The sequence below is a fragment of the Leptospira vanthielii serovar Holland str. Waz Holland = ATCC 700522 genome, assembly GCF_000332455.1.
Lineage (GTDB): Bacteria > Spirochaetota > Leptospiria > Leptospirales > Leptospiraceae > Leptospira_A > Leptospira_A vanthielii.
The window spans coordinates 23,962-47,480 of the sequence record NZ_AOGY02000065.1; the positions used below are offsets into that span (position 1 = coordinate 23,962).

General features: G+C 41.6%; 23 protein-coding genes. 15 read left to right on the forward strand and 8 right to left on the reverse strand.

Annotated elements, in window-relative coordinates:
* Positions 1-9 precede the first annotated feature (9 nt).
* From infB to LEP1GSC199_RS15095, 12 genes are all read left to right on the forward strand, one after another.
* Positions 10-2,598: a translation initiation factor IF-2 gene (infB, locus tag LEP1GSC199_RS15040; protein WP_002987433.1), complete on the forward strand. Its 2,589-nt coding sequence runs from the start codon at positions 10-12 to the stop codon at positions 2,596-2,598.
* Positions 2,599-2,608: 10 nt separating this feature from the next.
* Entirely contained in the window at positions 2,609-3,109 is a 501-nt protein-coding gene (gene rbfA / locus LEP1GSC199_RS15045; protein ID WP_002987134.1) for a 30S ribosome-binding factor RbfA, read from the forward strand.
* Between the two features lie 36 nt (positions 3,110-3,145).
* Positions 3,146-4,075 (forward strand): tRNA pseudouridine(55) synthase TruB, encoded by a 930-nt coding sequence (gene truB, locus LEP1GSC199_RS15050; RefSeq protein ID WP_002987274.1) that lies wholly within the window; start codon positions 3,146-3,148, stop codon positions 4,073-4,075.
* Between the two features lie 26 nt (positions 4,076-4,101).
* On the forward strand, positions 4,102-4,368 hold the full coding sequence (gene rpsO / locus LEP1GSC199_RS15055; protein WP_002987282.1) for a 30S ribosomal protein S15: 267 nt from the start codon (positions 4,102-4,104) through the stop codon (positions 4,366-4,368).
* 5 nt (positions 4,369-4,373) lie between these two features.
* Positions 4,374-6,464, forward strand: coding sequence for a polyribonucleotide nucleotidyltransferase (gene pnp / locus LEP1GSC199_RS15060; RefSeq protein WP_002987149.1), 2,091 nt, complete (start codon positions 4,374-4,376; stop codon positions 6,462-6,464).
* Positions 6,465-6,500: 36 nt separating this feature from the next.
* The gene (locus tag LEP1GSC199_RS15065) at positions 6,501-7,787 is read left to right on the forward strand and encodes a M16 family metallopeptidase (RefSeq protein WP_002987208.1); all 1,287 of its coding nucleotides are present in this window, start codon (positions 6,501-6,503) and stop codon (positions 7,785-7,787) included.
* Between the two features lie 84 nt (positions 7,788-7,871).
* Entirely contained in the window at positions 7,872-8,315 is a 444-nt protein-coding gene (dut, locus tag LEP1GSC199_RS15070) for a dUTP diphosphatase (protein ID WP_002987379.1), read from the forward strand.
* A 72-nt stretch (positions 8,316-8,387) separates the two neighbouring features.
* Positions 8,388-9,185, forward strand: a complete 798-nt coding sequence (gene flgG, locus LEP1GSC199_RS15075) for a flagellar basal-body rod protein FlgG (RefSeq protein ID WP_002974360.1) — start codon at positions 8,388-8,390, stop codon at positions 9,183-9,185.
* The gene (gene flgA / locus LEP1GSC199_RS15080; protein WP_002986954.1) at positions 9,185-10,126 is read left to right on the forward strand and encodes a flagellar basal body P-ring formation chaperone FlgA; all 942 of its coding nucleotides are present in this window, start codon (positions 9,185-9,187) and stop codon (positions 10,124-10,126) included. The genes flgG and flgA overlap by 1 nt, the downstream gene beginning before the upstream one ends.
* A 7-nt stretch (positions 10,127-10,133) precedes the next feature.
* Complete coding sequence (locus LEP1GSC199_RS15085; RefSeq protein WP_039927032.1) at positions 10,134-10,934, forward strand: flagellar basal body L-ring protein FlgH; 801 nt, start codon at positions 10,134-10,136, stop codon at positions 10,932-10,934.
* Positions 10,935-10,962: 28 nt separating this feature from the next.
* On the forward strand, positions 10,963-12,072 hold the full coding sequence (locus LEP1GSC199_RS15090; RefSeq protein WP_051999780.1) for a flagellar basal body P-ring protein FlgI: 1,110 nt from the start codon (positions 10,963-10,965) through the stop codon (positions 12,070-12,072).
* Positions 12,073-12,107: 35 nt separating this feature from the next.
* Complete coding sequence (locus LEP1GSC199_RS15095; RefSeq protein WP_002987025.1) at positions 12,108-12,590, forward strand: rod-binding protein; 483 nt, start codon at positions 12,108-12,110, stop codon at positions 12,588-12,590.
* A 61-nt stretch (positions 12,591-12,651) separates the two neighbouring features.
* Here LEP1GSC199_RS15095 and LEP1GSC199_RS15100 read toward each other — a convergent pair whose 3' ends face one another.
* From LEP1GSC199_RS15100 to LEP1GSC199_RS15120, 5 genes are read right to left on the reverse strand one after another with little or no spacing between them, the layout of a single operon-like run.
* Positions 12,652-15,003, reverse strand: a complete 2,352-nt coding sequence (locus LEP1GSC199_RS15100; RefSeq protein ID WP_002986934.1) for a YhjD/YihY/BrkB family envelope integrity protein — start codon at positions 15,001-15,003, stop codon at positions 12,652-12,654.
* A gap of 10 nt (positions 15,004-15,013) precedes the next feature.
* Positions 15,014-15,895 (reverse strand): class I SAM-dependent methyltransferase, encoded by an 882-nt coding sequence (locus LEP1GSC199_RS15105; protein ID WP_002987054.1) that lies wholly within the window; start codon positions 15,893-15,895, stop codon positions 15,014-15,016.
* On the reverse strand, positions 15,895-16,503 hold the full coding sequence (locus tag LEP1GSC199_RS15110) for a class I SAM-dependent methyltransferase (protein ID WP_039927033.1): 609 nt from the start codon (positions 16,501-16,503) through the stop codon (positions 15,895-15,897). The genes LEP1GSC199_RS15105 and LEP1GSC199_RS15110 overlap by 1 nt, the downstream gene beginning before the upstream one ends.
* Complete coding sequence (locus LEP1GSC199_RS15115) at positions 16,500-17,702, reverse strand: ATP-grasp domain-containing protein (RefSeq protein WP_002987318.1); 1,203 nt, start codon at positions 17,700-17,702, stop codon at positions 16,500-16,502. The genes LEP1GSC199_RS15110 and LEP1GSC199_RS15115 overlap by 4 nt, the downstream gene beginning before the upstream one ends.
* Positions 17,703-18,071, reverse strand: coding sequence for an RNA recognition motif domain-containing protein (locus LEP1GSC199_RS15120; RefSeq protein ID WP_002986958.1), 369 nt, complete (start codon positions 18,069-18,071; stop codon positions 17,703-17,705).
* A 112-nt stretch (positions 18,072-18,183) separates the two neighbouring features.
* Between LEP1GSC199_RS15120 and LEP1GSC199_RS15125 the strand changes: the two genes are divergently transcribed.
* The gene (locus tag LEP1GSC199_RS15125) at positions 18,184-19,044 is read left to right on the forward strand and encodes a flagellar hook-basal body protein (RefSeq protein ID WP_002987198.1); all 861 of its coding nucleotides are present in this window, start codon (positions 18,184-18,186) and stop codon (positions 19,042-19,044) included.
* A gap of 424 nt (positions 19,045-19,468) precedes the next feature.
* On the opposite strand, the gene LEP1GSC199_RS15130 is transcribed toward LEP1GSC199_RS15125, so the two are convergent.
* Complete coding sequence (locus tag LEP1GSC199_RS15130) at positions 19,469-20,221, reverse strand: SDR family NAD(P)-dependent oxidoreductase (protein WP_039927034.1); 753 nt, start codon at positions 20,219-20,221, stop codon at positions 19,469-19,471.
* 196 nt (positions 20,222-20,417) lie between these two features.
* Between LEP1GSC199_RS15130 and LEP1GSC199_RS15135 the strand changes: the two genes are divergently transcribed.
* A complete protein-coding gene (locus tag LEP1GSC199_RS15135; protein ID WP_002987165.1) occupies positions 20,418-21,278 on the forward strand; it encodes an AraC family transcriptional regulator in 861 nt (286 codons plus the stop codon).
* Positions 21,279-21,415: 137 nt separating this feature from the next.
* Positions 21,416-21,904, forward strand: a complete 489-nt coding sequence (locus LEP1GSC199_RS15140; protein WP_002986980.1) for a GyrI-like domain-containing protein — start codon at positions 21,416-21,418, stop codon at positions 21,902-21,904.
* Between the two features lie 36 nt (positions 21,905-21,940).
* Here LEP1GSC199_RS15140 and LEP1GSC199_RS15145 read toward each other — a convergent pair whose 3' ends face one another.
* Both LEP1GSC199_RS15145 and LEP1GSC199_RS15150 read right to left on the reverse strand, forming a co-directional pair.
* Positions 21,941-22,672, reverse strand: coding sequence for a class II aldolase/adducin family protein (locus tag LEP1GSC199_RS15145; RefSeq protein WP_002987107.1), 732 nt, complete (start codon positions 22,670-22,672; stop codon positions 21,941-21,943).
* 62 nt (positions 22,673-22,734) lie between these two features.
* Complete coding sequence (locus tag LEP1GSC199_RS15150) at positions 22,735-23,385, reverse strand: class II aldolase/adducin family protein (protein ID WP_002987229.1); 651 nt, start codon at positions 23,383-23,385, stop codon at positions 22,735-22,737.
* Positions 23,386-23,519 lie beyond the last annotated feature (134 nt).

The following is a 23,519-nucleotide window of genomic DNA, read 5'->3' on the forward strand; positions in this document are numbered from 1 at the left end:
AGGCATAATATGGAAGAGCAAAAATCGATTAAAGAAACCCTCCAGCAGGGAGCCAGTGGTGACAAAACCAAGAAAAAGCTTGTCATCAAAAAGAAAGCGGCACCTGCAGATGAGAAAAAAGAATCCAATTCTGGTTCACAAGCAGCGGAAGCAGTAAAAACTTCTTCCCCCGCTTCGGACAAAAAAAAGGATTTGAATGAACTCATTCGTGAGGAAGCCAAAAGACAGGGACTCGGTTCCGGTCCGCAAGCTCCTTCCCAAGCATCCCCCATTGTGTCGCGTCCGGATAGAAAACCGGAGCCACAACCAGAACGAGAGAGACCTCCCATGGATCGCAAACCCGAATCCATTCTCTCTGGGGATACCTCTTCTCCTAACTACCGCCAAGGCGGTGGTCCTGGCCAACAAGGCGGCCAAGGCGGAGGGAATCCAGGTTATTTTAGAAAAGAAGATCGTAATCCGATTGTATCGAGACCTACCACTCCTCGTCCCCCAAGACCGGAAGGCCAAGGAACAGGATACCAAGGAAATCGTGGACCTGGACAAGGTGGCCCTGGTGGATACCAAGGAAATCGTGGACCTGGACAAGGTGGCCCTGGTGGATACCAAGGAAATCGTGGTGCAAGACCGATTGGTCAAGGTGGCCCTGGAACGGGAAGACCTCCTGGAGATTCTCCCTTCGGTGCTCCGGGTGGACCTCCTGGCGCCGGCGGCCCTGGTGGTGCTAAAAAAAGAGTCTTTGATAAGGAAAAAGGCGGAAGAGAAGAAAACGAAAACACTAAGTTTTTCAAACAATCCTTTCGCAAACAAAAAGCTCAGGCTGCGGCCCTTGCCGCAGTACCAAAAGAAATCTCCATTTTGGAAAACATCCAAGTGGGAGAGATTGCTAAAAAACTGAATTTAAAACCTGGGGAAGTCATCAGTAAACTCATGAAAATGGGGATGATGGTAACCATCAACAATGTGATCGATGCAGAAACGGCTTCCATCCTCGCGGATGATTACGGCTGTAAGGTGAAGATTGTTTCCCTTTACGACGAAACTGTCATCGAAGAAGAAAAGGATGCACCAGAAGATTATATCACTCGTCCTCCAGTCGTTACTATCATGGGTCACGTTGACCATGGTAAAACCAAACTTTTGGATACCATTCGTTCGTCTCGAGTGGCAGAAGGGGAATCGGGCGGAATCACTCAGCACATTGGTGCCTACCAAGTAGAAACCAATCGGGGAAAGGTAGCTTTCCTTGATACTCCTGGTCACGAAGCCTTCACTTCCATGAGAGCACGTGGTGCCTCGGTCACTGACATTGTCGTGCTTGTTGTTGCTGCCGATGACGGGGTTATGCCTCAAACCATCGAAGCCATCAATCACGCCAAAGAAGCAGAAGTACCAATTATTGTTGCTGTAAACAAAATTGATTTACCTGCAGCGAACCCGGAGAAGGTGAGACAAGAACTTTCCAACTACGGATTACAACCGGAAGAATGGGGCGGAACTACCATCTTCTGTGATATCTCAGCTAAAAATAATATTGGAATTGATAAACTCCTCGAGATGCTTCTCATCCAAGCAGAACTTCTCGACCACAAATCCAATCCAAAACGAAAAGCCAAAGGAACCATCGTCGAAGCAAAACTCGATCCAGGTCGTGGTGCTGTGGCAACTGTCCTCATCCAAAACGGAACACTCCGTGTGGGTGATGCCTTTGTTGCCGGAGTTCATGCGGGTCGTGTACGAGCGATGTATGATGACCTTGGTAATTCCATTCGTGAAGCAGGTCCGTCTTTTCCAGCCCTTGTGACTGGACTCGATGGAGTGCCGGATGCTGGTGCACCATTTGACGTCGTGATCGATGACAAAGAAGCACGCACCATCTCTCATAGCCGTCAAGAGTATGAAAGACTAGGCCAGTCGAAAAATGCTGCGACCCGTGTCACTCTAGACAACATGAGCGAGATCATCAAACAAGGTGCTCTGAAAGAACTCAAAGTGATCATCAAAGCGGACGTTCGCGGATCGACAGAAGCCGTGAAAGAAGCCCTTGAGAAACTTTCTACGGCAGATGTTCGCCTAAATGTAATCCATGCAGGAACGGGTGCGATTGTTGATTCCGATATCATCCTGGCATCGGCATCCAACGCGATTGTGATTGGTTTCCATACACGTGCGAATCCAAAAACAGTCTCTCTTGCTGAGAAAGAAAAAGTCGAAATCAAATACTACAGTATCATTTACGATGTAGTGAACGAAGTCAAAGCTTCCATGGAAGGAATGCTCGAACCAGAAAAAGTTGAAAACGTGATTGGTAAGGTAGAAATCCGAGACGTATTCAAAATTTCCAAAGTGGGTAACATTGCAGGTTGTATGGTCAAATCCGGTAAGGTAACCAAACAATCGCACGTTCGGGTCATCTCGAGCGAAACTGGTGAAATCACTTGGGAAGGTAAGATCAAAAACCTCAAACGTATGAAAGACGATGTGGCTGATGTTCTTACTGGGTTTGAGTGCGGTATCTTACTCGATGGATTTAATGACTTTGTTGTGGGTGATGAGATCGAAGCTTACGAGATCCGAGAGATTGCTCGTAAACTTTAAGGCGGCCTAAATGAATCCCATTCGAATGAAAAAACTCGAATCGGAGATCATTCGCCAAATCTCCACTGCGATTTTAGCAGGCAAGGTAAAAGACCCTCGGGTCTTTTTGCCGAGTTTCCATCGGATTGAGATCAGCGAAGATCTGAAATATGCAAAAATTTACTTCACTGCTCTTTGTAATAACAACGAAAGAAAAAAACTCACACAAGGACTTGTTTCTTGTGCGGGGTTTCTCTCTTCTTTTGTAGGAAAGAATCTCCACCTGCATACCAACCCCAAGTTTAGTTTTGTCTGGGACAATAACTACATCAAAAGTTTGGAAGTGAATCGTTTGATTGATGAATCTGCCCCCAAAACTTTGTTTGAGGAACTCCATCCAAGTGAAAACGAAGAGGATGAGGACAGGGACGAAGAACTTGAGGATACAAATTCTGTCGCATCGGACAAGGTTCAGGACTTGGAAAAATCCTCCGAAGATACGGAAAAAGATTCCAATTCAAAAACCTCATAGCCTTACTGCCGTAATTATCGTTAGGTGAATGATTCTATGTCTAAATCCTACCAATCCGGTTTTTTATTTGTCTATAAACCACAAGGCATCACGAGTTCTGATTTAGTACTCAAAACCAAACGTCTCTTAAAACAAAAGTCTGTCGGCCACACGGGAACTCTTGACCGGTTTGCCGAGGGTCTTCTCATTTTGCCTTGCGGCGACTACACTGCTTTTTCCCAAGTATTCCTTGGAAAAGACAAAACCTATTTTGCGGAAGTAGTTGTGGGACTACGCACCGATTCAGGAGATCCTGAGGGAGTGGTAGAAGTGGAGGAAAGAGCATCCTCCCAATTACGTTTCGAATCTGAATATCCCATCGAACGATTGGAAGAGGAACTCATTGGTCTCACCAAACTCAAAACACAGAAGGCGCCCAAAATTTCGGCCCTGAAAGTCGGTGGCAAACGCCAATCGGATCTCGTTCGAGAAGGGGCCGTTGTGGAAGAAAAGGAAAGGCCCATTTCGATCTACAAAGTATCCGAGATCCAAAGGACAGAGGTCGGATTTTCCTTTCGGATCCATGTGAGTTCTGGAACGTACATTCGGAAAATTATTTTGGATCTATCCGAAAAATGGGGGATTCCCATGTCTCTCGGAAGACTTGTCCGCGAATCGATCGGAGAGTTCGATTTGAACGGGGTAAAACCCGTGGAAGAAATCACTTACAAGGATTTGCGAACCTGGAAAGAAGTATTTCCGCTTCCCGTTCGCATTGCCGACGGGGCGGAAAAAAAGGCCGTGATCCATGGGGGATACATTTGGGACAAACTCCCGAAGGCGGAGGAAAACGGGTTTTATATCCTGGACTCGGACGAAACCACCATCCTTGCCTGGTGTTCCTATGACGGGAAACCGGATCACATTCCCTACCGATACAGAAAAGTATTTTTTGACCCTTCCTTAAAAATTATGTTTTCTAATTGAGACCTTCTTAAAATCTGGATACTGTTATGATCACAAAAGAACAAAAACAGCAGATCATTGCTACTTTCGGTAGCAAACCAAACGACTCAGGTTCTGCAGAAGTACAAATCGCTCTTCTCGACTCTCGTATTAAAGACCTTACTGACCACTTCAAGGCTAACAAGAAGGACTTCCACTCTCGCCGCGGACTAATCGCAATGGTGAACCAGAGAAAGAGTTTGTTGGAATACCTAAAACGTTCCAACCTCGAAAGTTATAAAAAGCTGATTGAAAAACTCGGCCTTAGGAAATAAATCCTATGGCTACAGAGTTGACTGGTACTTGGGGTAGAGATTCTATCACCATTGAGACCGGCAAGTGGGCGAAACAAGCTCACGGGTCGGTTGTATACAAAACCGGAAATTTGGTTCTACTTGCCACTGTTTGTGCTGCAGAGGAACCAAAAGAAGGACAAGATTTTTTCCCACTTACATGCGAATACACTGAGAAAGCCTATTCGGTAGGTCGTTTTCCTGGTGGATACTTCAAACGCGAAGCAAAACCTGCAGAACACGAAGTATTACTTTCCCGAATTTTGGATCGTCCCATTCGCCCTATGTTTCCAGAAGGATACTTCTCTGAAGTACAACTTCTAGTCCAAGTATTATCTGCAGACAAACAAGTTTCTGTCCAAGGACATGCGATTAACGCGGCTTCGGCGGCACTTTCTGTTTCTTCCATTCCTTTTGCAGGCCCGATTGCTGGTGCTCGTATTGGAAGGATCGCTGGTGAATTTATTCTTAACCCCACAAACGAAGAGATCACAAGATCCGATTTGGATTTGGTAGTTGCGGGAACAAAAGAAGCCATCGTTATGATCGAAGGGGAAGCAAGCGAAATCTCTAAAGAAGATATGATGGCTGCTCTCCGTTTTGCCCAAGAACAACTAAAAGTTGCAGTTGAAATGCAAGAAACTTTAGCTAAGAAAAACGGAACTGTCAAAAAGGAAGTTGTTTTAAAAACTCCTGACAAAGAACTTCTTAAAAAAGTTCGTGAGTTCGCCTACGACCGTTTGTCGGCTGCAAACAAAAATTCTGACAAAACAAAACGTAATGATGACATCAAAGCCATCAATAAAGAAACAGTAGAACATTTCAAAACCTTACTGGCTCCAGAAGACAAATCAAAAGATATCAAACATTACCTACATGAATTAGAATACGAAGTGGTCCGCGAACTTGTGCTTAACGAAGGAATTCGTTTTGATGGTCGTAAAACCAATGAAATTCGTCAAATTTCTTGTGAGATTGATGTCCTTCCTGGACCTCACGGATCGGCAGTATTTACAAGAGGACAAACCCAATCCCTTGGTGTTGTGACTCTAGGAACTACTTCTGACAACCAAAGATACGAAACTTTGGAAGGTTCGAAAGAAAAGAACTTTATGTTGCATTACAATTTCCCTGCATTCTCTGTTGGGGAAGTTCGCCGTAACTCAGGTCCTGGCCGACGTGAAATTGGTCACGGAAACCTAGCAGAACGTGCGATTAAAAAAGTCCTCCCCACCCAAGTGGATTTTCCTTACGTGATTCGAATTGTTTCTGAAATTTTAGAATCGAATGGATCTTCTTCTATGGCTTCCGTTTGTTCGGGAACCTTGGCCCTTATGGCTGGGGGAGTTCCGATTTCTGGTGCAGTCTCTGGAATTGCGATGGGACTTTTTAGTGATGAAAAAGGTCGATTTGCGGTTCTTTCTGATATCGCCGGAATCGAAGACCACTTCGGAGACATGGATTTCAAACTCGCAGGAACCAAAAAAGGGATCACTGCCTTCCAAATGGACCTTAAAGTCAATGGACTTGGTTTGGAAGTTTTACAAAAAGCCATCGAACAAGCAGAAGTGGGCCGCGATCATATCCTTGGAGAAATGAACAAAGCGATTTCTTCAGTCAAAGGCAATTTGAGTTTAAATGCACCACGTATCACTCTAAAACAAATTCCTAAAGATCGTATTGGCGAGCTCATTGGTCCTGGTGGGAAAATGATCCGTGCGATCATCGAACAATCTGGTTCTGAAATTTCTGTAGATGACACAGGAAAGGTAACCATTGCCTCTCCAAGTGAAGAAGCTAAAGAAAAAGCCATTGCCATGATCGACGGAATCTTTGAAGAAATCGAAGTAGGCAAAATCTATGATGGTGTCATCAAACGAATTGCTGACTTTGGTGCCTTTGTCGAAATTTTGCCAGGAAAAGAAGGACTTTGCCACATCTCTAAACTAGATGTGAAACGAGTGCAATCGGTTCGTGACATTGTTACCGAAGGGGACAAGATCCAAGTGAAAGTGATTTCCGTTGATAAAATGGGGAAAATCGACCTTTCCAGAAAGGATGTTCTTTTAGACAACTAAACAGTCCCCAAACAATTGTTTGGGGGGAGTAACCAAATGGCATCCGTCATCGAATGCAAACGAACCTTTTTACCTAATGGGTTAACGGTTCTATTTCAACCTATGAAACACGCATCTTCTATGGGGGTGGGTGTTTTTTTGAAACAGGGCAGTCTTGCCGAAACCAATTCCGAACATGGATACTTCCACTTTTTAGAGCACATGCTCTTTAAAGATACGGAAACGCGCACCAGTAAAGAAATTGCAGAATCCATTGAACGTGTCGGTGGAATTTTGAATGGATCTACGGGTCGTGAATACACTCAGTACTATGTAGTTGCTATCAAAGACCAAGCGGAGCTTGCTTTTGAAATCCTTTCTGATATGTTATTTCGTCCTCTTTTTCGCAAAGAAGACATCAAAACAGAGAAGGGTGTCATTATGGAAGAGATGCGTTCTTATGAAGATGCGCCCGATGATTTTGTCTACGATTATTACTTTCGTAACATTTTTGGAAAGTCACCTTACGGGCGTGATATCATTGGAACCAAAAAATCAGTCACAGGGGTCAGTGAAAAATCCATCCGCAGTTTTTTCGAGAAACATTATTTTCCCAAAAATATGGTAATCTCGGTTTCTGGAAATTTTACTTGGGAAAAAATTTTAGATCTCACAAACAAATATTTTTCCTTTGAAAATCCTAAGGGAAAACATCCCACGGAACTCATCATCCCTGCACCGAAGAAACACTATTCCAAACATCTGGAACGCCGAAAAATCGAACAGTTCCATATTATGCTTGGGGTGAATGGAAACAAAAGGGACTACCGAACGGTGACTGTCACTCAACTTATCTCTACCATTCTTGGTGGGGGAATGGCTTCCCGCCTTTTCCAAAACATCCGTGAAAAAGAAGGCCTTTGTTATAGCATTTACAGTTTTCCTTCCTATTACAAAACAACGGGACTCTTTTCCATCTCCTCGGCCACTTCCAAAGAGAAGGCAGCCCGTTGTGTGGAACTCATTCTAAAAGAGTTAGAAAGTATTGCAAAAAATGGATTTTCCAAATCGGAACTGGCAGATGCAAAATCCAACCAAATGGGTTCCATTGCCATCGGGTATGAACTTCCCGAAAACCGAATGAACAATATTGGCCTCCAAGAAATCTATTATGGAAAATATTTCTCTTTGGAAGACCGAATGAAATCGATTAAGTCGGTGACCTTAGAGGAAATTAATGAGACCGCAAAACAGTTGTTTGATTTGAAAAAAGTGCATTTGTCTTGTGTGGGCGATATGTCGGAAAGTCAATTCTCCAAAATCCCTGTCCAATTTGGTGGGTAGTAAAAAACAATACGTAGTGAATTGTCTTGACCTGAATCAAATCTCTATTCTCCGAAATATAAACCAAAGAAGAAATTAAAATTAATGAAGCCTCCCATTGTTTCTCTCCAAATTTTAAAACCCGGTGCTGTCGTTCCCGAATACAAAACGTCTGGTTCTGCGGGTATGGACCTTTCTGCCTGCCTAACGGAAAATTTAATCCTCACCGGAGGCGAAGTGGTTTTTGTCCCAACGGGACTTGCTATGGCCATCCCCGACGGGTATGAAGGACAGATTCGTCCCAGAAGTGGATTCTCAACCAAAAATAGAATCATTATGCCGAATAGCCCCGGGACCATCGATTCTGATTACCGGGGAGAAATCCTCATCCCACTTCTCAATTTAAGTGGTGCGGACTTTGTCCTCGAACCGGGAACTCGGGTCGCTCAGATTGTGTTTCAGGCCGTAGGACAGCTGGCAGTGCAAGTCGTGACAGAACTTTCGATCACTGAAAGAGGAGTGGGCGGGTTTGGGAGCACAGGAAAATAAGACATAACTCGGAAAAAAGACACTTAGCTTTTTGTAAACTCTACCGATAGAAAGCTGTAGAGGTGCCTTTTTATGATGCGATCCCTTTGGACCGGCGCTACCGGGATGATTGCCCAACAATTTCATATTGATACCGTTGCCAACAACTTGGCCAACGTAAACACAACTGGTTTTAAAAAGAACCGTGTGGACTTTGAAGATTTAGTTTACCAACACCAAGTCCTTGCGGGAACTCCAGCCACCTCTGTTTCCGAAATTCCTACTGGTGTGAATGTGGGTCATGGTGTAAAAGTCGCTGCCACACAGAAGTTATTTGAGATTGGCTCTTTCCAAGCAACGGGAAACAAACTCGACCTTGCCCTCACAGGTGAGATGGCATTTTTTAAAATCCAAATGCCTGACGGAACTTTTTCTTATTCTCGGGACGGATCTTTTAAAATTGACTCCAACCAACAAGTGGTGACCTCGAACGGATATCTTCTTGAACCACCCATCATCCTTCCAGAAAATGCCATCCTCAATACTCTTATGGTTTCCGAAGAGGGGGAAGTCACAGTGAAAATTGGAAATGACATTCGTCCCACAACGATTGGCCAATTGGAACTCTACCGATTTGTCAATCCAGCCGGTCTCCAAGCTGTCGGTAAAAACTTGTTTCGAGAAACTGTGGCTTCCGGTGCAGAAATTCCAGGAATGCCATCCCAAGAAGGATATGGAAGTGTCCTTCAAGGATTTTTGGAAATGAGTAACGTAAAAATCGTAGAAGAGATGGTGAATATGATTGTGGCACAAAGGGCCTACGAATCCAATTCCAAAACCATCCAAACCTCGGATAACATGCTTTCTACGGCGATTGGTTTGAAACGTTAATGAAACTTTGGTTCCTCCTCTTTTTTAGTTTGGTTTTTTCTTTGTCAATCTTGGCAAAGGAAAAGGAAAATCGTCTCTACTTAAAACCCAAAACGGTTGTGGGGAATAGTGAGATTCGTTTGTCCGATTTTACCAACTGGAAAGGAAACTGGAACCCAATCCTTTTTGAAAACCTAAAAGCACCTAAAATCTTAGATCCAGAATCTTTGGCTTTGACACTCAATGTTCGTTACTTGAAAGAGTTTGGGGATGAAATTGTTTATGAAGTGATGGGAAAAGAAGGAATCCTACTTCCACGAACCACTGTGGTCGGAAAAAAAGATTTAGAACGAAGTCTTTGGAAAGAACTGCAAGAGAATGTGGATGGTTCCCTCGGCGAAGAAGGCCAATCGGTTCGTTTGAGTTCTGAAAAGGATTCCATCCAAATCATCTCTGGAACCAAACTCGTATGGCGAAATACCGGTCGCACCCTCCATGCAGGGAAACGCCTCTTTCCTTTGGACTATTACTTTGAAGGGAAGATGGTACATTCCGAATCCATTCCCTTTCTGATTGAAGAAAAGAAAAAAACTTACTTCACCACAAGGGAGATTCCCTCCAAAGCAGTGTTAACGGATGCCGACGTGGCTCTAAAAGAATTTTTTACCGCAGACCATAACAAAGAGTATATGGACGAAAGTCCTGCGGGAAAAACAGCTCTCGGTGTTCTCACAAGTGATACTGCCATTGAAAAAAAACAAGTGAGAACCTTACATACGATAGAGAGAGGACAAGAAGTCCAATTGGTGTATACTGTTGGAAATTTATTATTAAAAATCAAAACAAGGGCACTTGCTTCTGGAAATCGTGGGGATGAAATTCAAGTTTTGAACTTAGCCTCGCAAAAAATCATCAAGGCCCGTGTTCAAAATGAAGGGATTTGCCTTCTGGAAGAGATTTAAAGTTCGTATGAAATCAAATATACATTTAGATTCAAAATCTAATTTAAACTCAGGTTCAAATGATCAATTCAATTTGACTCAAAATCAGATTGTTTTAACAAAAAGGATTTCCTTCGTGAGAACTTCACTTGGAAGGAAATTTGTCATTTCAATTTCTGAGTTAGCAGCCATTAGTTTTTTGACTCTCACTTGTCTTTCTTTTTTATCGGCCGATTCCTTGTGGAAAGACAAAGATCCGTATTCGTATCCAAAAACCATCCAACCAGGAACGGTTGTAAAGGTCGTTTTGAAAAATGGACTTCGAGTGGAATATGAATCCGAATACAAAGCCACCTTTGATAACGATATCAAAACCGTTCCCGATAAAAAATTAGTCCCTGACCTACCGGCCTATAATTCCAATTCCACCTATATGCGATCCAAAGTGGGAAAATCAAAATCCCAGGGCAAAGTTGTCGGTGTGATGGCAGTTCTTGTGACGGGAATTGACCCAGGGACTGGGAATTTGGAGCTTGAGGGAAGTAAGGTATTTAACTTATCGGAAGAAAGGATTAACCTTCGTTTGTCGGGAACTATTTCTCCAGAGGATTTGGATAAAAACCGATTTATTTCGAGTGATCTCATTGCCAACTTGCGTGTGGAATACCAAGGAACTTTAAATCCGAAAGAACTCACTAATCCCAATATCCAAATGAAACGAATCACAAACCCCGATGGATCGGTAACAGAAAAAGCGGAACTTTCAGAACCAGAAAAACAAGAAATTATTCTCAAAAATATCAAACGACTCTTAGGGGAAAGTGAGTGATCCAATGACTACAAAAGAAGTGAGTCAAATGAACTTAGGTCTATTGAATTGGAACCCATATAACTTTGGTTTTTTGGTTTTGGTTAGTTTCTTTTCTCTCCCTCTATGGGCCGTGGAAACTCGCCTGAAAGATTTAGTAAGGATTGATGCCGTACGTGAAAACCAACTCACAGGGTTTGGCCTTGTGGTAGGCCTGAATGGAACGGGGGATACAAAAAATCCCCTCACAGAAGAAGCCTTACAAAACTATCTTGCAGGCCTTGGTGTGAATACAAAAAAGAATCTAAGGGATGCGAAAAACACAGCTTCGGTTCTTATCACTGCCAATGTACCCGTCAATCTGAAAGAAGGTGATAAAATTGATATCCTAGTTTCTTCACTGGGTGATGCACGTTCTCTCGAAGGTGGAGTTCTTTTGCAGTCTCCACTCAAAGCAGGAAATGGAGAAACCATCGCTGTTGGCTCCGGTGTACTTGTGTTTGGTGGGAAAGAAAAAAAACGGGGTGGTGCCGACAAAAAATCGGGCTCTAATACGGCGCTTGTTCCTATGGGTGCCATTTTAGAAAAATCTGTTCCCAATGCACCTATAACCAAATCTGTCAAACTAACCTTACTCGAAAAAGACTACACAACTATGGGTGCCATCGTCGATGCGATCACGGCAGAGCTTTCCGTGGTTCCAGAGGTGGTGTCGCCTACGGAGATTTTGGTTGCCCTTCCACTAAAGGTGTCGAGCCAAAATGCAGCCGGAGAACTTGTGGTGGGAGAACCCAAATTGGATTTGGCCTTCCTTGCAAAGTTAGAAAATCTAACAGTCAATTCTTCGCCAGTGGCTCGGGTCGTCATCAACGAACGAACGGGAACGATTGTGATGGGTGCAAACATTCCCATCGATGAAGTGGCGATCTCCCAACAAGGTCTTACCATCCAGATTGCCAACAGAGACAAGGCGCGTTACTTTTTTCCCATTCAGGATGAGGGGAAGGGAGAATCGGTTTTTGTTCTAAAAGAAACCACCCAAGTGTCGGATGTAGTGGCTGCCCTGAATAAAGTAGGAGCCTCCACCCGGGACATCATCTCCATTCTGGAAGCTCTGAAAAAACAAGGGGCCCTAAAAGCAGAACTTGTGATTCAGTAATTGGGAAAACTGCCGATAGAATTAGAAGACATAATATGGACATTCACAAAATCCAAGACTATTCGGGAAGGCTCAGTCGGTCCCAAGATGAATCCATCCTCAACCGGATGAAATCCTATTCGAATGATTTAGAAAAACCGAAAAAACAGGGACTGAATGATTTCCAAAACTTATTAGAAACTCATGAAGAACTGATGGGTAAGGTAAGTTCATCTTCGCTTCGAGTGCCGCAAAACATTCGTGAGGAGATTAAAGAAGATCCCTATAGAAAAAAGCTATATGATGCTTCCGTCGAATTTGAATCTGTTTTTGTGAAGATGATGCTAAAAGAAATGAAAAACACCATCCATAAAGAAAAAATGATCGATGGTGGGTATGCCGAAGAAATTTTTGAAGATATGCTATATGATGAGTATGCAAAAAACATTTCTCAAAACGAATCTATGGGAATTGCAGAAGAGATTTACAAACAGATGTCTGCTTCTCTTCCACCCGTAAAAAAGAATCCTTATCTTTAGAACTTTAGATCGGGAACAAAAGGGAATACCTTTGTTTTATCTTCCAACCGATCTAGTTTCATTAAATTAAGTCTTTAAAAGAGATTTTTTTTAGTTCCTCTTTTAATTTATCCTCGATTTGGCTTAAACCTTCATTGAGTTTTGGTATCACACCTGTAAGTTCCTTGGGAGCTCCCAATTTAAAACTGGATGTTTTTTCATATAAAGTTACCAAATCAATTTGCTCTTTTGGTTTAACCGGTGTTATTCGCTTATCTTCTGTGGTCTCTACAAGTTTTGCATCGGTGAGTTTTTCTATTATATCGTTTAAATCTTTTTCTGGCATAAGAAGTGTTTTTCGCAAAACTGAAAGTTTGATAAGCTCTCCATTTTTGATTTGGTGGTCATAGGTAAGAGCCAATACTTGAATCGTCTTGTAAAACTCATAAGACAGAGTACTATCAATATCATCGAAAGGATGTTTGGGCAGCATATATCGATCTGGAAACTGCAAAGTTGCTGTCACTTCTGCACCATAAAGAATGATCAGTGAAATCGAATAGATAGCAAGTAGAGCAATAGGGATTGCAGCAAGTGCCTTATACACTAACATTGTTTTTTCGGTAAATGAGGTTAGATAGATATTTATAAACCCCCAAAAGAAAATAATGAGAATGATCCCCGTGATTGCGGCTCCAATAGAGGATGCCTTAATCGGAACTTTAGTATTAGGGATTATATTAAATATCAACAAAAAGAATAACCAAAGAGCAAGGAGTGGCAGGAGGATTTGGAAGATGGAATATAAGGAAAAAAACTGTCTCCCTCCTTGGTATTTTTTCCAGATGGTCTGTCCTTTTGTATCATCTTCCACACGGATGATTTTATTGAATTCACCCACACCCACAATACCTAACATTCCTTCATTTAGAGTTTCACCTTCGCCTTGAGTTTCGATTTCAATTGTGTCTTCTGTTGATAAAGTTGTTCCGTCTGTTGGGACTTCTACTCCCTTAGTTTTTTTGGAGAGAAGTATCATGTCTAAAATCATTCCCGCCTTACCTTTGTAGGTGGTAGACCAATTTTCCCCTTCATCTTCTGAAAGCAAAATATCACCAAGGGAAGTTAAAATAAAAACATCGTAATCCTGTTTTTTCGGAGAAGCAAAAATCCATACTCGTTCATAAGAATATTTTCTATGTCCTAAGTCCGCCCAAGTATAACCACCGTCAGTGGTCTTAAAAATGGTTCCGCTGTCACCGACAAGGAAACCAATATTTCTGTTTAGGAAAGCGATATCATTAAGTGGTTTTTGAGAGATTTCCTGAGGAAAAAATGAAGTTCCTCCATCACTGGTTTTCCACAACCTCCCTTCACGATCTAAAATAAACCCATCTTTGTCGGAAAAGAACCGAACACGGATCGGTGTAATCGCAGGATCTGTGAATCGTTTGATTTCTTTCAGTGTTTTTCCTATTTCGTATCGGAGAGTACGAGTGTCCCCGGTGAGAATGAAAAGAGTATCATAATCGATGGCACCAAAGTCTGAGACGATGATTCCTTTTAGGGAGTGGAGTTTCCAAGTGTTTCCCAAATCATTGGAATAGAGAAAAGTTCCTTCTTCTGAAATCGTAAATAGATCATTACCAATGCTTCTGATACGGAAAAAATTTTCTTTAGAAATATCCGGTTTTTTACATGTTCCTGTTTCTACTGTATCAAAATCAACGCAGAGCATGTTCTCAAAGTCGATGCTAGAATTCGGGATAAAGGATATGGATTTGTTCAGTTCCTTAATTGTACCGATATTTCCTTTTTCCCCTGCGACCCACAATTCTCCCTGTTTTGTAGAAACAATAGACTTTAAGTGAGGAGGGCGAACCGAATCAGAGATTTTATCCGTAATGTTTTTCCCAACTACAAAAAGCAGCGGACCAAAAGATATTAGAAAAAAATAAAATACGAATTTATTAATAAAGTTTCTATGGAGGTCAATTTTCCAAATGATATGAAAGGCTTTTTCTAGAGATCGCAAAACAGCTGTAGCCGGGAAGATGAAAACAACGAATCCCACAGCTCCGATTTGTGAAGCAGTTGAGATGATATCGGTTAGAGTGTCCAGATACGGAGTGATATCAAACTGAATATTGTTTCGAAGAAGGTAAGAATTGATTTCATCTACCATTTCCCCTTGCCTGGTTTGGATTCCAGAAGCCACTGTGATTAAAGCGAGAGCCACGGTTAAGGTAGGGATAAGAGTCACAATGGTTGTATAAGCAAGACTTGAACCAATGATGAGGCAATCGTCTTTCATAAACCGGTGCACTGATACAAGTAAAACCCGAATGCTTAAGATGAGTTTTCGTTTCCAGCCGTTTCCCTCTGGAATTGCAGTCAGTCGGATGAGTAAGGGAGATTTGGTAGTATCATTCATTTTTGGTTACCTATTTTTTAAAAGCGTACAAAACGTAACTTGAGGTGATGGGGTATCCGTGTTTTTTCCATTTCGACCTATAATGGTAATACGAAATGCGAAACCATTGAAAGTAGTCTTTCCATTTTTTGAAAGTCCCCCTTGATTTTTGCAGTTTCGCTAACAATGGAAAATCCACTCCGAAGTATGTTACAAAACGATTAAAACCAAGGTTCGTCAATATTTTTTTAAGTATGGTGTCTGAGTAATAGAATAGATGGCCAGGCATATAATAGTGATATTTTGATCCCTCTTTTTTGGCCTGCCACCCATCAAAATTGGCAGTTTGGAGTAGGAGAAGGCCCCCTGGTTTAAGAATCCGCGTAAGTTCTTTAAAGAAAAGGTTCGGATTTTCGATATGTTCGATTACTTCTACCATGGTGATGACACTGAAGTGGTTTTTTGGAAACTTTGCATCAGTTAAACTTCCGTTATAGGTTAGGATTCCATTTTCATTCGCATAACGAGACGCATATTCTGAAATCTCCACCCCTTGGATTTGGAATCCTGCCTCCCTTGCTGATTCTAAAAATCCTCCAAAAGAAGATCCAATATCTAAAAAGTTTCCCGAAGGAACAAACTTTTGAATATTTCGGATTCTAGCCTTCCAAACATACGATGCGAATTTTTTGTTTTCTCTTTCATCGATATAGCTATAGTCGGCTTTGCCTTGGTAGTAGTCTTGACTATATAATTCTTTTTGGTTGGGTCTTGGATAAAGAGCTTGGAGTTTACAATGTTTACATTCGACAATTGACAATCCGGAATATTTCCCCGTGGTTGTATGTAGGGGATGCCAATCACAAAGATGGTCTAACGGGCATTCTTCGTTCAAAGAAAGATTTGTTTTCATTATTTTTGTGCAAGGAAAAACCAGTGGCAAATTCTTTCTTCCAATTTACCTAGGGGAGTTCTCTCCGAATACCCAATGGATATATTCGAAAAAATTGATAGGAATTCTTTTAATGCATCGAGTGAATAGGTTTCTGCATAACCACCGCTAAGGTCTGCCAAATTCATTTTCCCTTTCGAAAGTCCAAGATGAGTGTCTCCTTCGGCTCGAATGGAACCTAAAAGAAATCCTCCCTCATCCAAAGAGGAATACAAAGAAGAGAGTAGTTTTTTTGCCTCTTCTCTCCTGTTGTAATGAAACACCCCCCAACTGACAATCAGGCCGAATTCCTTGGAAAAAAATGGCAAATGTGAGTCGGGTGTATGAATCCATTGAATCGGAGAAGGTTCCAATTTCAAATTGTCAATAGTCGTTTTGGCTGTGTCGCAGGCGGTGACCCGGTAACCCTCATTCTGAAGGAGATAAGAATGCCTGCCGGAACCACAACCAAAGTCTAGAGCTTTTCGATTGGTGGGCTTAATGCGAGAAAGTAATCGTACCAAATTTTCATCTGGAAAGGCCAATTTAGATTTTGGCCTTTCGTAGTGTTCATCCCAGACATTCTTCATGAATTGAATCTTGCGAATATAGAATCTAACCACTCTTTTGTGGTGATTGCTGCCTTTGTTGTGATTCCAAAAACTTGCGTTCTTTTGTGATTACCCTCTAACTTTTCTAACGAAGAACCTGTTGGAACCAATTGTTTTTGGAAAAAAACGGTTTCACCGAAATTCGCAGGTAAGGTTATGGGTTCCCCCATTTTTTTCTGATTGTCTTTGGGTAATGTGAAAACTAATGCTGATTTGGTGATTCCATCTTTGGCTTTTTTTAAAAACCCAGGTCTTGTTTTTTCTCCAATGGTGACGGAAAGTAGATCGTTAAAATACTGATACCCATAATGTTCGGGGATTAGCACGTCGGCTAAAAATTCGCCACCCACTTCAGGGGCTGATTCAATTAGAAGACATTCTTTATTTTTTGTAATTTTGAATTCAGCAACAAAAGGCCCCGTTTTTAGTTTTGTGGCCGTGACAATTGCCTGGCAGATCATCTTTAATTCCCCGGCCATCGGGACATGTTTCGATGGTGCTACATGGGCCACTTCGATAAAGTTTGGTTTCCCTGTGGTGATTTTATCTGTAAGTGAGATTAAATAAAAACGTCTGGCAATGACAAAACCAAGAACCGTGACTTCATCTCCCGGAATAAAAGGTTCTAGGAGAAAATTTTCGCTGGTTTTTAAACGACTGAACTTTTTGAATTCTGCCTCAGTCTCCAAAACCGTAATTCCTTTTTTACCAGAACCTTCTTTGGGTTTGGCGATGATTGGAAATTTAAGTTCGATTTTTTTTTCTTTTGCTTTGGTGACTAAATGGGAAGTTAAAGAAGCAGGAAGTGGGATTCCAAATTTTGTTACTGAATTTTTGAATTTTTCTTTATCCAAAAATAGATTCACTGTATCTCGAGGATTTCCTCGGAGTTTTAATTTTTCGGCCAAGTAAGACACTGTGTAAACCGCTTTCCCGTAAGAACGGGAACCAACTCCCATCAGTTTGAAGGGGAGAGGTACTTTACTCATTGAATGGAGAATTTTTCTATATTCGTGAGTAGATTCTAATATGCGAATGTCCGATTCCACAAGACCAGGAGCCTGGGGATTTGTATCCACCGAGATGACTTTCAGTCCTCTGGCTTTAGCTGCCCGGATCAGGGGGATTTGGTTCTCTCCGGCTCCAATGGAGAGGTAACTGCCGGTCAGTTGTTTCATTTACGAACCGCGAGAACCGCCTCTCCTTTGGACACCTGTATTGCCACCACCACTCGTTTGGTTTCTTCCAAAGGTTGGTTTGGAAACAGCTGGACTTCCTTTTTTCTTGGCAGCATCGTTTTGTTGTTTGGTCAGTTCTTCTTGGTTCACAAGAACTATTTTTTTCCCTTCCACTTCCTTTCCGTTTAAGGCGGCGATGGCTTTGGTAGCATCAGCATCCGCCATATCTGCCGTTCCATATCCCAAGGATACCTTGGTAATTTTGTCCCGTTTGATTTGGAGGTGTTCCACTTTTCCATGAGCGGAAAGAAGTTTTTCGAGGGCTTCGTCCGTAAGCGACTGGGGGAGATTTCCGATGGATAACTTCATGTCCTTCTTTTTTAGTAATTTACACGAAAACTTCAACTCTTTTTTGACTATGTCGCATTTTCTCTTAGGGAAACGCAGGATCTGACCGAAATATAGGATAGGTAGGAAAGTTATGTTACGAGGACTTTATACAGGCGCCAACGGGATGATTTCCCAACAAGTGAGAATGGACGTGATTGCCAACAATTTGGCCAACGTGGATAAAACCGCATTCAAAAAAGATACAACTGTATTCAAAACCTTTCCTGAAATGTTACTCCATCGTTATTCTGAAGATGGAATTGGAAAAACGCCAATGGGTTCTTTTGACACCTCGCCCGTTGTCGGGAAACTAGGGTTTGGTGCCGAAGTGAACGAAGTTTACACTCGCTTCGACCAAGGCTCTGTAAAAAAAACAGATAATATATTTGATTTGATGATCCAAGACCAGCCCGGTATGGAAAAACCTGCTTTCTTTTCTGTTCTTACGAATAGGGGAGAGCGCCTCACTCGGAGTGGTAGTTTTGTTTTAGATAAAAATGGATTTGTTGTCACTCCGCAAGGTTTTCCTCTGCTCGGAGAAAAAGGTCCCATCCAAGTGAACCAAGGAAATTTTCTTGTGAAAGAAAACGGAGAGATCTATATAAATGCGAAACTGGGAACCGCCCCCAAAGACGGAACCAACTTTAGCGAAAACCGTTTTGAAGATCCAGTTCTCCTTGATACCCTCAAAATCCGAACCGTCGAAAATCCACGCCACCTCGACAAAGAAGGGGACTCGTTTTATTCAGACACTCCCGAATCGGGAGAACCCACTAAGTTCCCCACTCTTCTTGCCCCGCAAGTGATGCAAGGATACTTAGAAGCTTCCAATGTTTCTGTTGTGACAGAAATGGTCGATATGATTGAAGTGAACCGCGCCTACGAAGCCAATTCCAAAACCATGCAAACTCAAGATAGTTTACTTGGTAGGTTATTCGAAGTAATGCGGTAGATAACATTAATAGTTCCGTTTACTTTGCTGTTGAAGTCTTTCGGGCTGCTACGGGGTGCGCTTTCGCTCCCGTCTGCATCCGCAGACCAAGCCCCCCATCCCTTTCACCGGAAACTCTTCCTCTAACGTTTGAAAAACTTTGAGTTTACACTTTTAGTGAATTGTATTTTTTCTATTCAATTTGAAATCTTTGGTCTGAAGTGAACGAAATATGCAGATTGGATATTTTAAGTATACATGTTATTTATATTTAGTAACTTGCATTCCTGAATATTAATTATTTTTTATATATAAAATTAGAAAATACGATTAGATTAAAAAAGAATTTAAATTTACTATTACTTTCTTCAAAAAAAAGCAAGCTACGTGACCAGTCCTTAACGTCCCATTCGGAAAAAAAATAGAGAAGGTTATCTAACACCCGCTAACTCCTTGTTCCCCCATCCACACGATACACCGAACCCGTAATAAAACTAGACTCTTCTGATGCTAAAAAGGCAATTAAGTTTGCGACTTCTGTTGGTTTGCCAAGCCTTCCCATAGGAATGTTTTTTTCCATGGTTTCCTTTCCTCTTTCGCCCGCTACATCGAGGATAGCTGTTTCTGTCCAACCAGGGCAAACCGCATTGATCCGAACTCCAAACTTTGCGACTTCCAATGCTCCCGTAGTGGTGAGTTCAATTACTCCTGCTTTTGCAACGCAGTAGGGACCAAGACTTGGCGATGCACCAAGACCTGCAATCGAGGCCACATTGATAATGGACCCTCCAATACGATCAGCTAGCATAAGTTTGGTTGCATACTTTTGGCACCAGAACACGCTTGTTAGATCCATAAGAATCAATTTATTCCAAACTTCTGTGCTCACCTTATGCATAAAGGTGGGTTTGTTAGCAATTCCTGCATTATTCACCATGATGTCCAAACGTTTGCCTTTTGTTTTTAAGCTATCAACAAGAGTTATAATATCCTCTTCTATCGTCACATCACATTTGATAAATTCGGCAGAACCGCCAAAATTTTGAATTTCTGTAATCACTCGGTTGGCTTCGATTGTATTGATGTCCGATACGATGACATGAGCACCTTTCTTTGCGAGTAGTAAACAGGTTTCCCTTCCAATTCCGAGAGCACCACCTGTGACAATTGCATTTTTTTCTTTCAATATTAAATCCATATCCTAAAATGAATTCCGCCAATAGTATAAGCAATTAAAATATAAATCGTTGTTATATGAATTCATTTTTGATAGACCGATTGGTATACGCGTAAAATCCTTTTTACCAAAGATTCTAGAAATCAAAAACCAGTGGCCAGAAGAAATAGAATCTTAAGTCTAGGCAAAGTTCTTCTTACGAATCGAATTTAAATCTATGGACTACTACGATCATATCAAACTGGCAGTCAATTTTATTGAAAAACATTTGAGAGATGACATTGGTGTGGAAGATGTCTCTAAAAATGCATTCCAATCCCGGTGGCATTTCCAAAGGATATTTCGTTATGTCACAGGTTACTCTGTTTATACCTATTTAAAGAAACGAAGACTCACAGAAGCCGGAAACGATTTAATCCTCGGAAAAGAGAAAATTATCGATATAGCTTTTAAATACCATTATACAACTCCAGAGTCTTTTCTTCGTGCCTTTCGTTCTGAATACGGAGTGAATCCTTCTGATTACAGAAAACAACCAGAACATAGAAATTTTCCTAAATTGGAAATTGATTCTTTACGTGATGGGATTCGAATTGATGGGTCTGGAATTAAAACACAAGTTGTGACCAAAAATGAATTCATCCTGATGGGAAAAGCATACAGAACCACAATGCAAAGATGCCAAAACGAAATTGATATTCCTAAATTTTGGGGTGAATTTATGAGTAAAGGTCTAGTCGAATCCATTCCCGATAGAATTGGTCATTCTCTTTTGGGAATCTATACAAACTGGGATTATGCGGAAAATTTTGATGTAATCATTGGATTGCAAGTGAGTTCGGATACCTTCATTCCTGATGGATTTGTCACTCATCGAATGAAACCCGCCAAATATATGGTCTTTACCATTCCTGGAAATCAAAACGAGGACATCCTCAATGGTTGGAAGTATATTTATGGAACTTGGATGCCAAACACAGGTTATGAAAGAGAGTTTAGTGATGATTTTGATTTATTTGATGACCGGTTCCAATCAGAAACAAACCCTGAATCAGAAATTTATATTCCGATCAAATAGTTATGGTTTTCCTATTCTAGTGATCAATTTTTGAAATTTCAGAAAACAGATTTTTTCCTATACTTGGTTGGCAGAATTTCCACTTAAAAAGCACAAATTGTCAAGAAGAGAATTTCCATACATTGTATGTTCTTTGTATGGAAAACACAACTCAAAACAAAATTCATTTAAAACCCATGACTCTTGTGGGGATCAAAGCCCGAACCTCCAATCGTGAGGAGATGTCGGGAAATGGTAAAATTGCAAGTCTTTGGCAAAGATTTTGGGAAGAAGGAATTCTTTCGCAAATTCAAAGTAGATCCAACCTTTCCGAATTTATGGTAACTTATACGGATTTTGAATCGGATGAAAATGGAGAATACACCATCTTGATTGGAGCTTGTGTCGATGCGGTGGGTGTCCTTCCAAATCACCTAACTTCTGTCACAATTCCTGCGTCCGATTATATCCAAGTTCCCACTCCTTGGGGTCCCATTGCAGAGATTGGAATCGAAACTTGGAAGGCCATTTGGTCTGAAGAAAAATTTAAAAAAAATCGTTCCTACAAAGCCGATTTAGAAGTTTATGGTGCGAATGCTAAGGATCCGAACCATTCACAGTTTGATATCTATCTCGGAATTCTGTAGAGACTTATCGTTGTAGAGTGGCCGAATTGCAGTCACCTAATATGCCTTAAACCCAGTCGGTGTTTCACCTCGAGAATAGGCGGCACTGGCTTTTCTTTCGTCTTTGATGAGTCGACTTTTTGCAATCAAACGCACCCACCAAGGAATCCTTCGGATCGGACTTCCCGTGGAGTGTGCTAATAGATAGGCTTTGGAACATTTCTCTATTAACTCACAATTGTAAATGGCTTTGTCGCGAGTCACACTTGTGATCACCACTCCTTGGTCCTGGAGAAAGGCATTGGCTCCCGAAAGGACAATGGGCCCCGCTGCAACGGATCCATCGATTCGTTTTGGAATCATTTCCACCGGTGCTCCGAGTTGGCGGCACTGCTCATCAAAAACTAAGGGGAGTGGATGATCGAGAGTATTTAGTAAGGAACTCCAAACTGGTTGGAAACAAACGATAGCACCTACATCTGGTCGTAAGGAATAAAAGCTGGCATGGAAACGGATCACTGCCAATCTTTCCTCCGATTTCGAATTCAATTTCAGAAAGGCAGTGGGATTTTCTATGGGAAATTCTTCGGTCTCAAGTTTTGATTGTTTGCCCTCAGTTCGGTGCATCAATAGAAAACTACCTTTTCCTGGAAGGCGAAAGGAAAGGTCCGCTTTGTGTTTTTGTAAAAGACCTTTGGAATCAAGGCGGTGCCATAAATGATTTAACTCGGTTCTATCGGAGGATGTTTCGACTTTTGAATTTCTTTTTTTAAAAGTGCTAACTTTCATTATGATTTTCGTTTTCCTTTTTTGATCGGTTTTTGTAACCAGTGGATTCTAATATTTCTAATCTAATGTGATAGTGCTGAGAGTAACTGTTCTTTCATCTCGTTTGGCATAGAGGTTAAGTTGGTATTTTTTTCGATTCTGTTTCGTAAAAACCGAGCCGCTTCTTTTTCCACTAACTTTACATTGGCGATCGCTTGGTCGAGTGTGAAAGCACCACAAACAAGACCATGGTTTCTGAGTAGGTAACCATTGGTTTCTTTAATGATTCTGTTTCTAAAAGCCCTGACAAGAAAGGAAGTTCCTGAAGGAGCGTAAGATACAATGCGTATAAAGGGTCCGATGTTTTTTTTGCCTTCGCTCGACTCGATATCCATATCCAAACCAAGTAAGGAGACGGCACTGGCCAGTGGTTGGTGGGTGTGTAAACTGACTTCAATTTCTGGTCTCAATCTAAAAAACGAAGCATGAAGGCCACTTTCGGTCGTTGGTTGTTTGGTACCTCCTACCATTTTTAGATCTTTGATTTGTAAGATACAAAGATCTTCTGGTTTCATCGTATAATAATCAGTGGCAGAAGGAGTAACTGCCATTAGTTCCGAATCAATACGAACTGCTAAATTTCCGCCGACTCCCGCTAAAAATCCTAGGTCAGCTAACTTAATACAGGCGGCGAGCATGGACTTCTTTACTGTCTCTATTTTTGCATCTTTCATGACTTTCTCCCTCTTCCCCAGGAATTGATTTTAACCAAAACCCGACATCTGTCGATTATAAATTAGCAATGATCGGGCATTTGTCGACTATATTTTCTATTTACGACTAGATTTTGCTTGAAATTCTCCAAAAA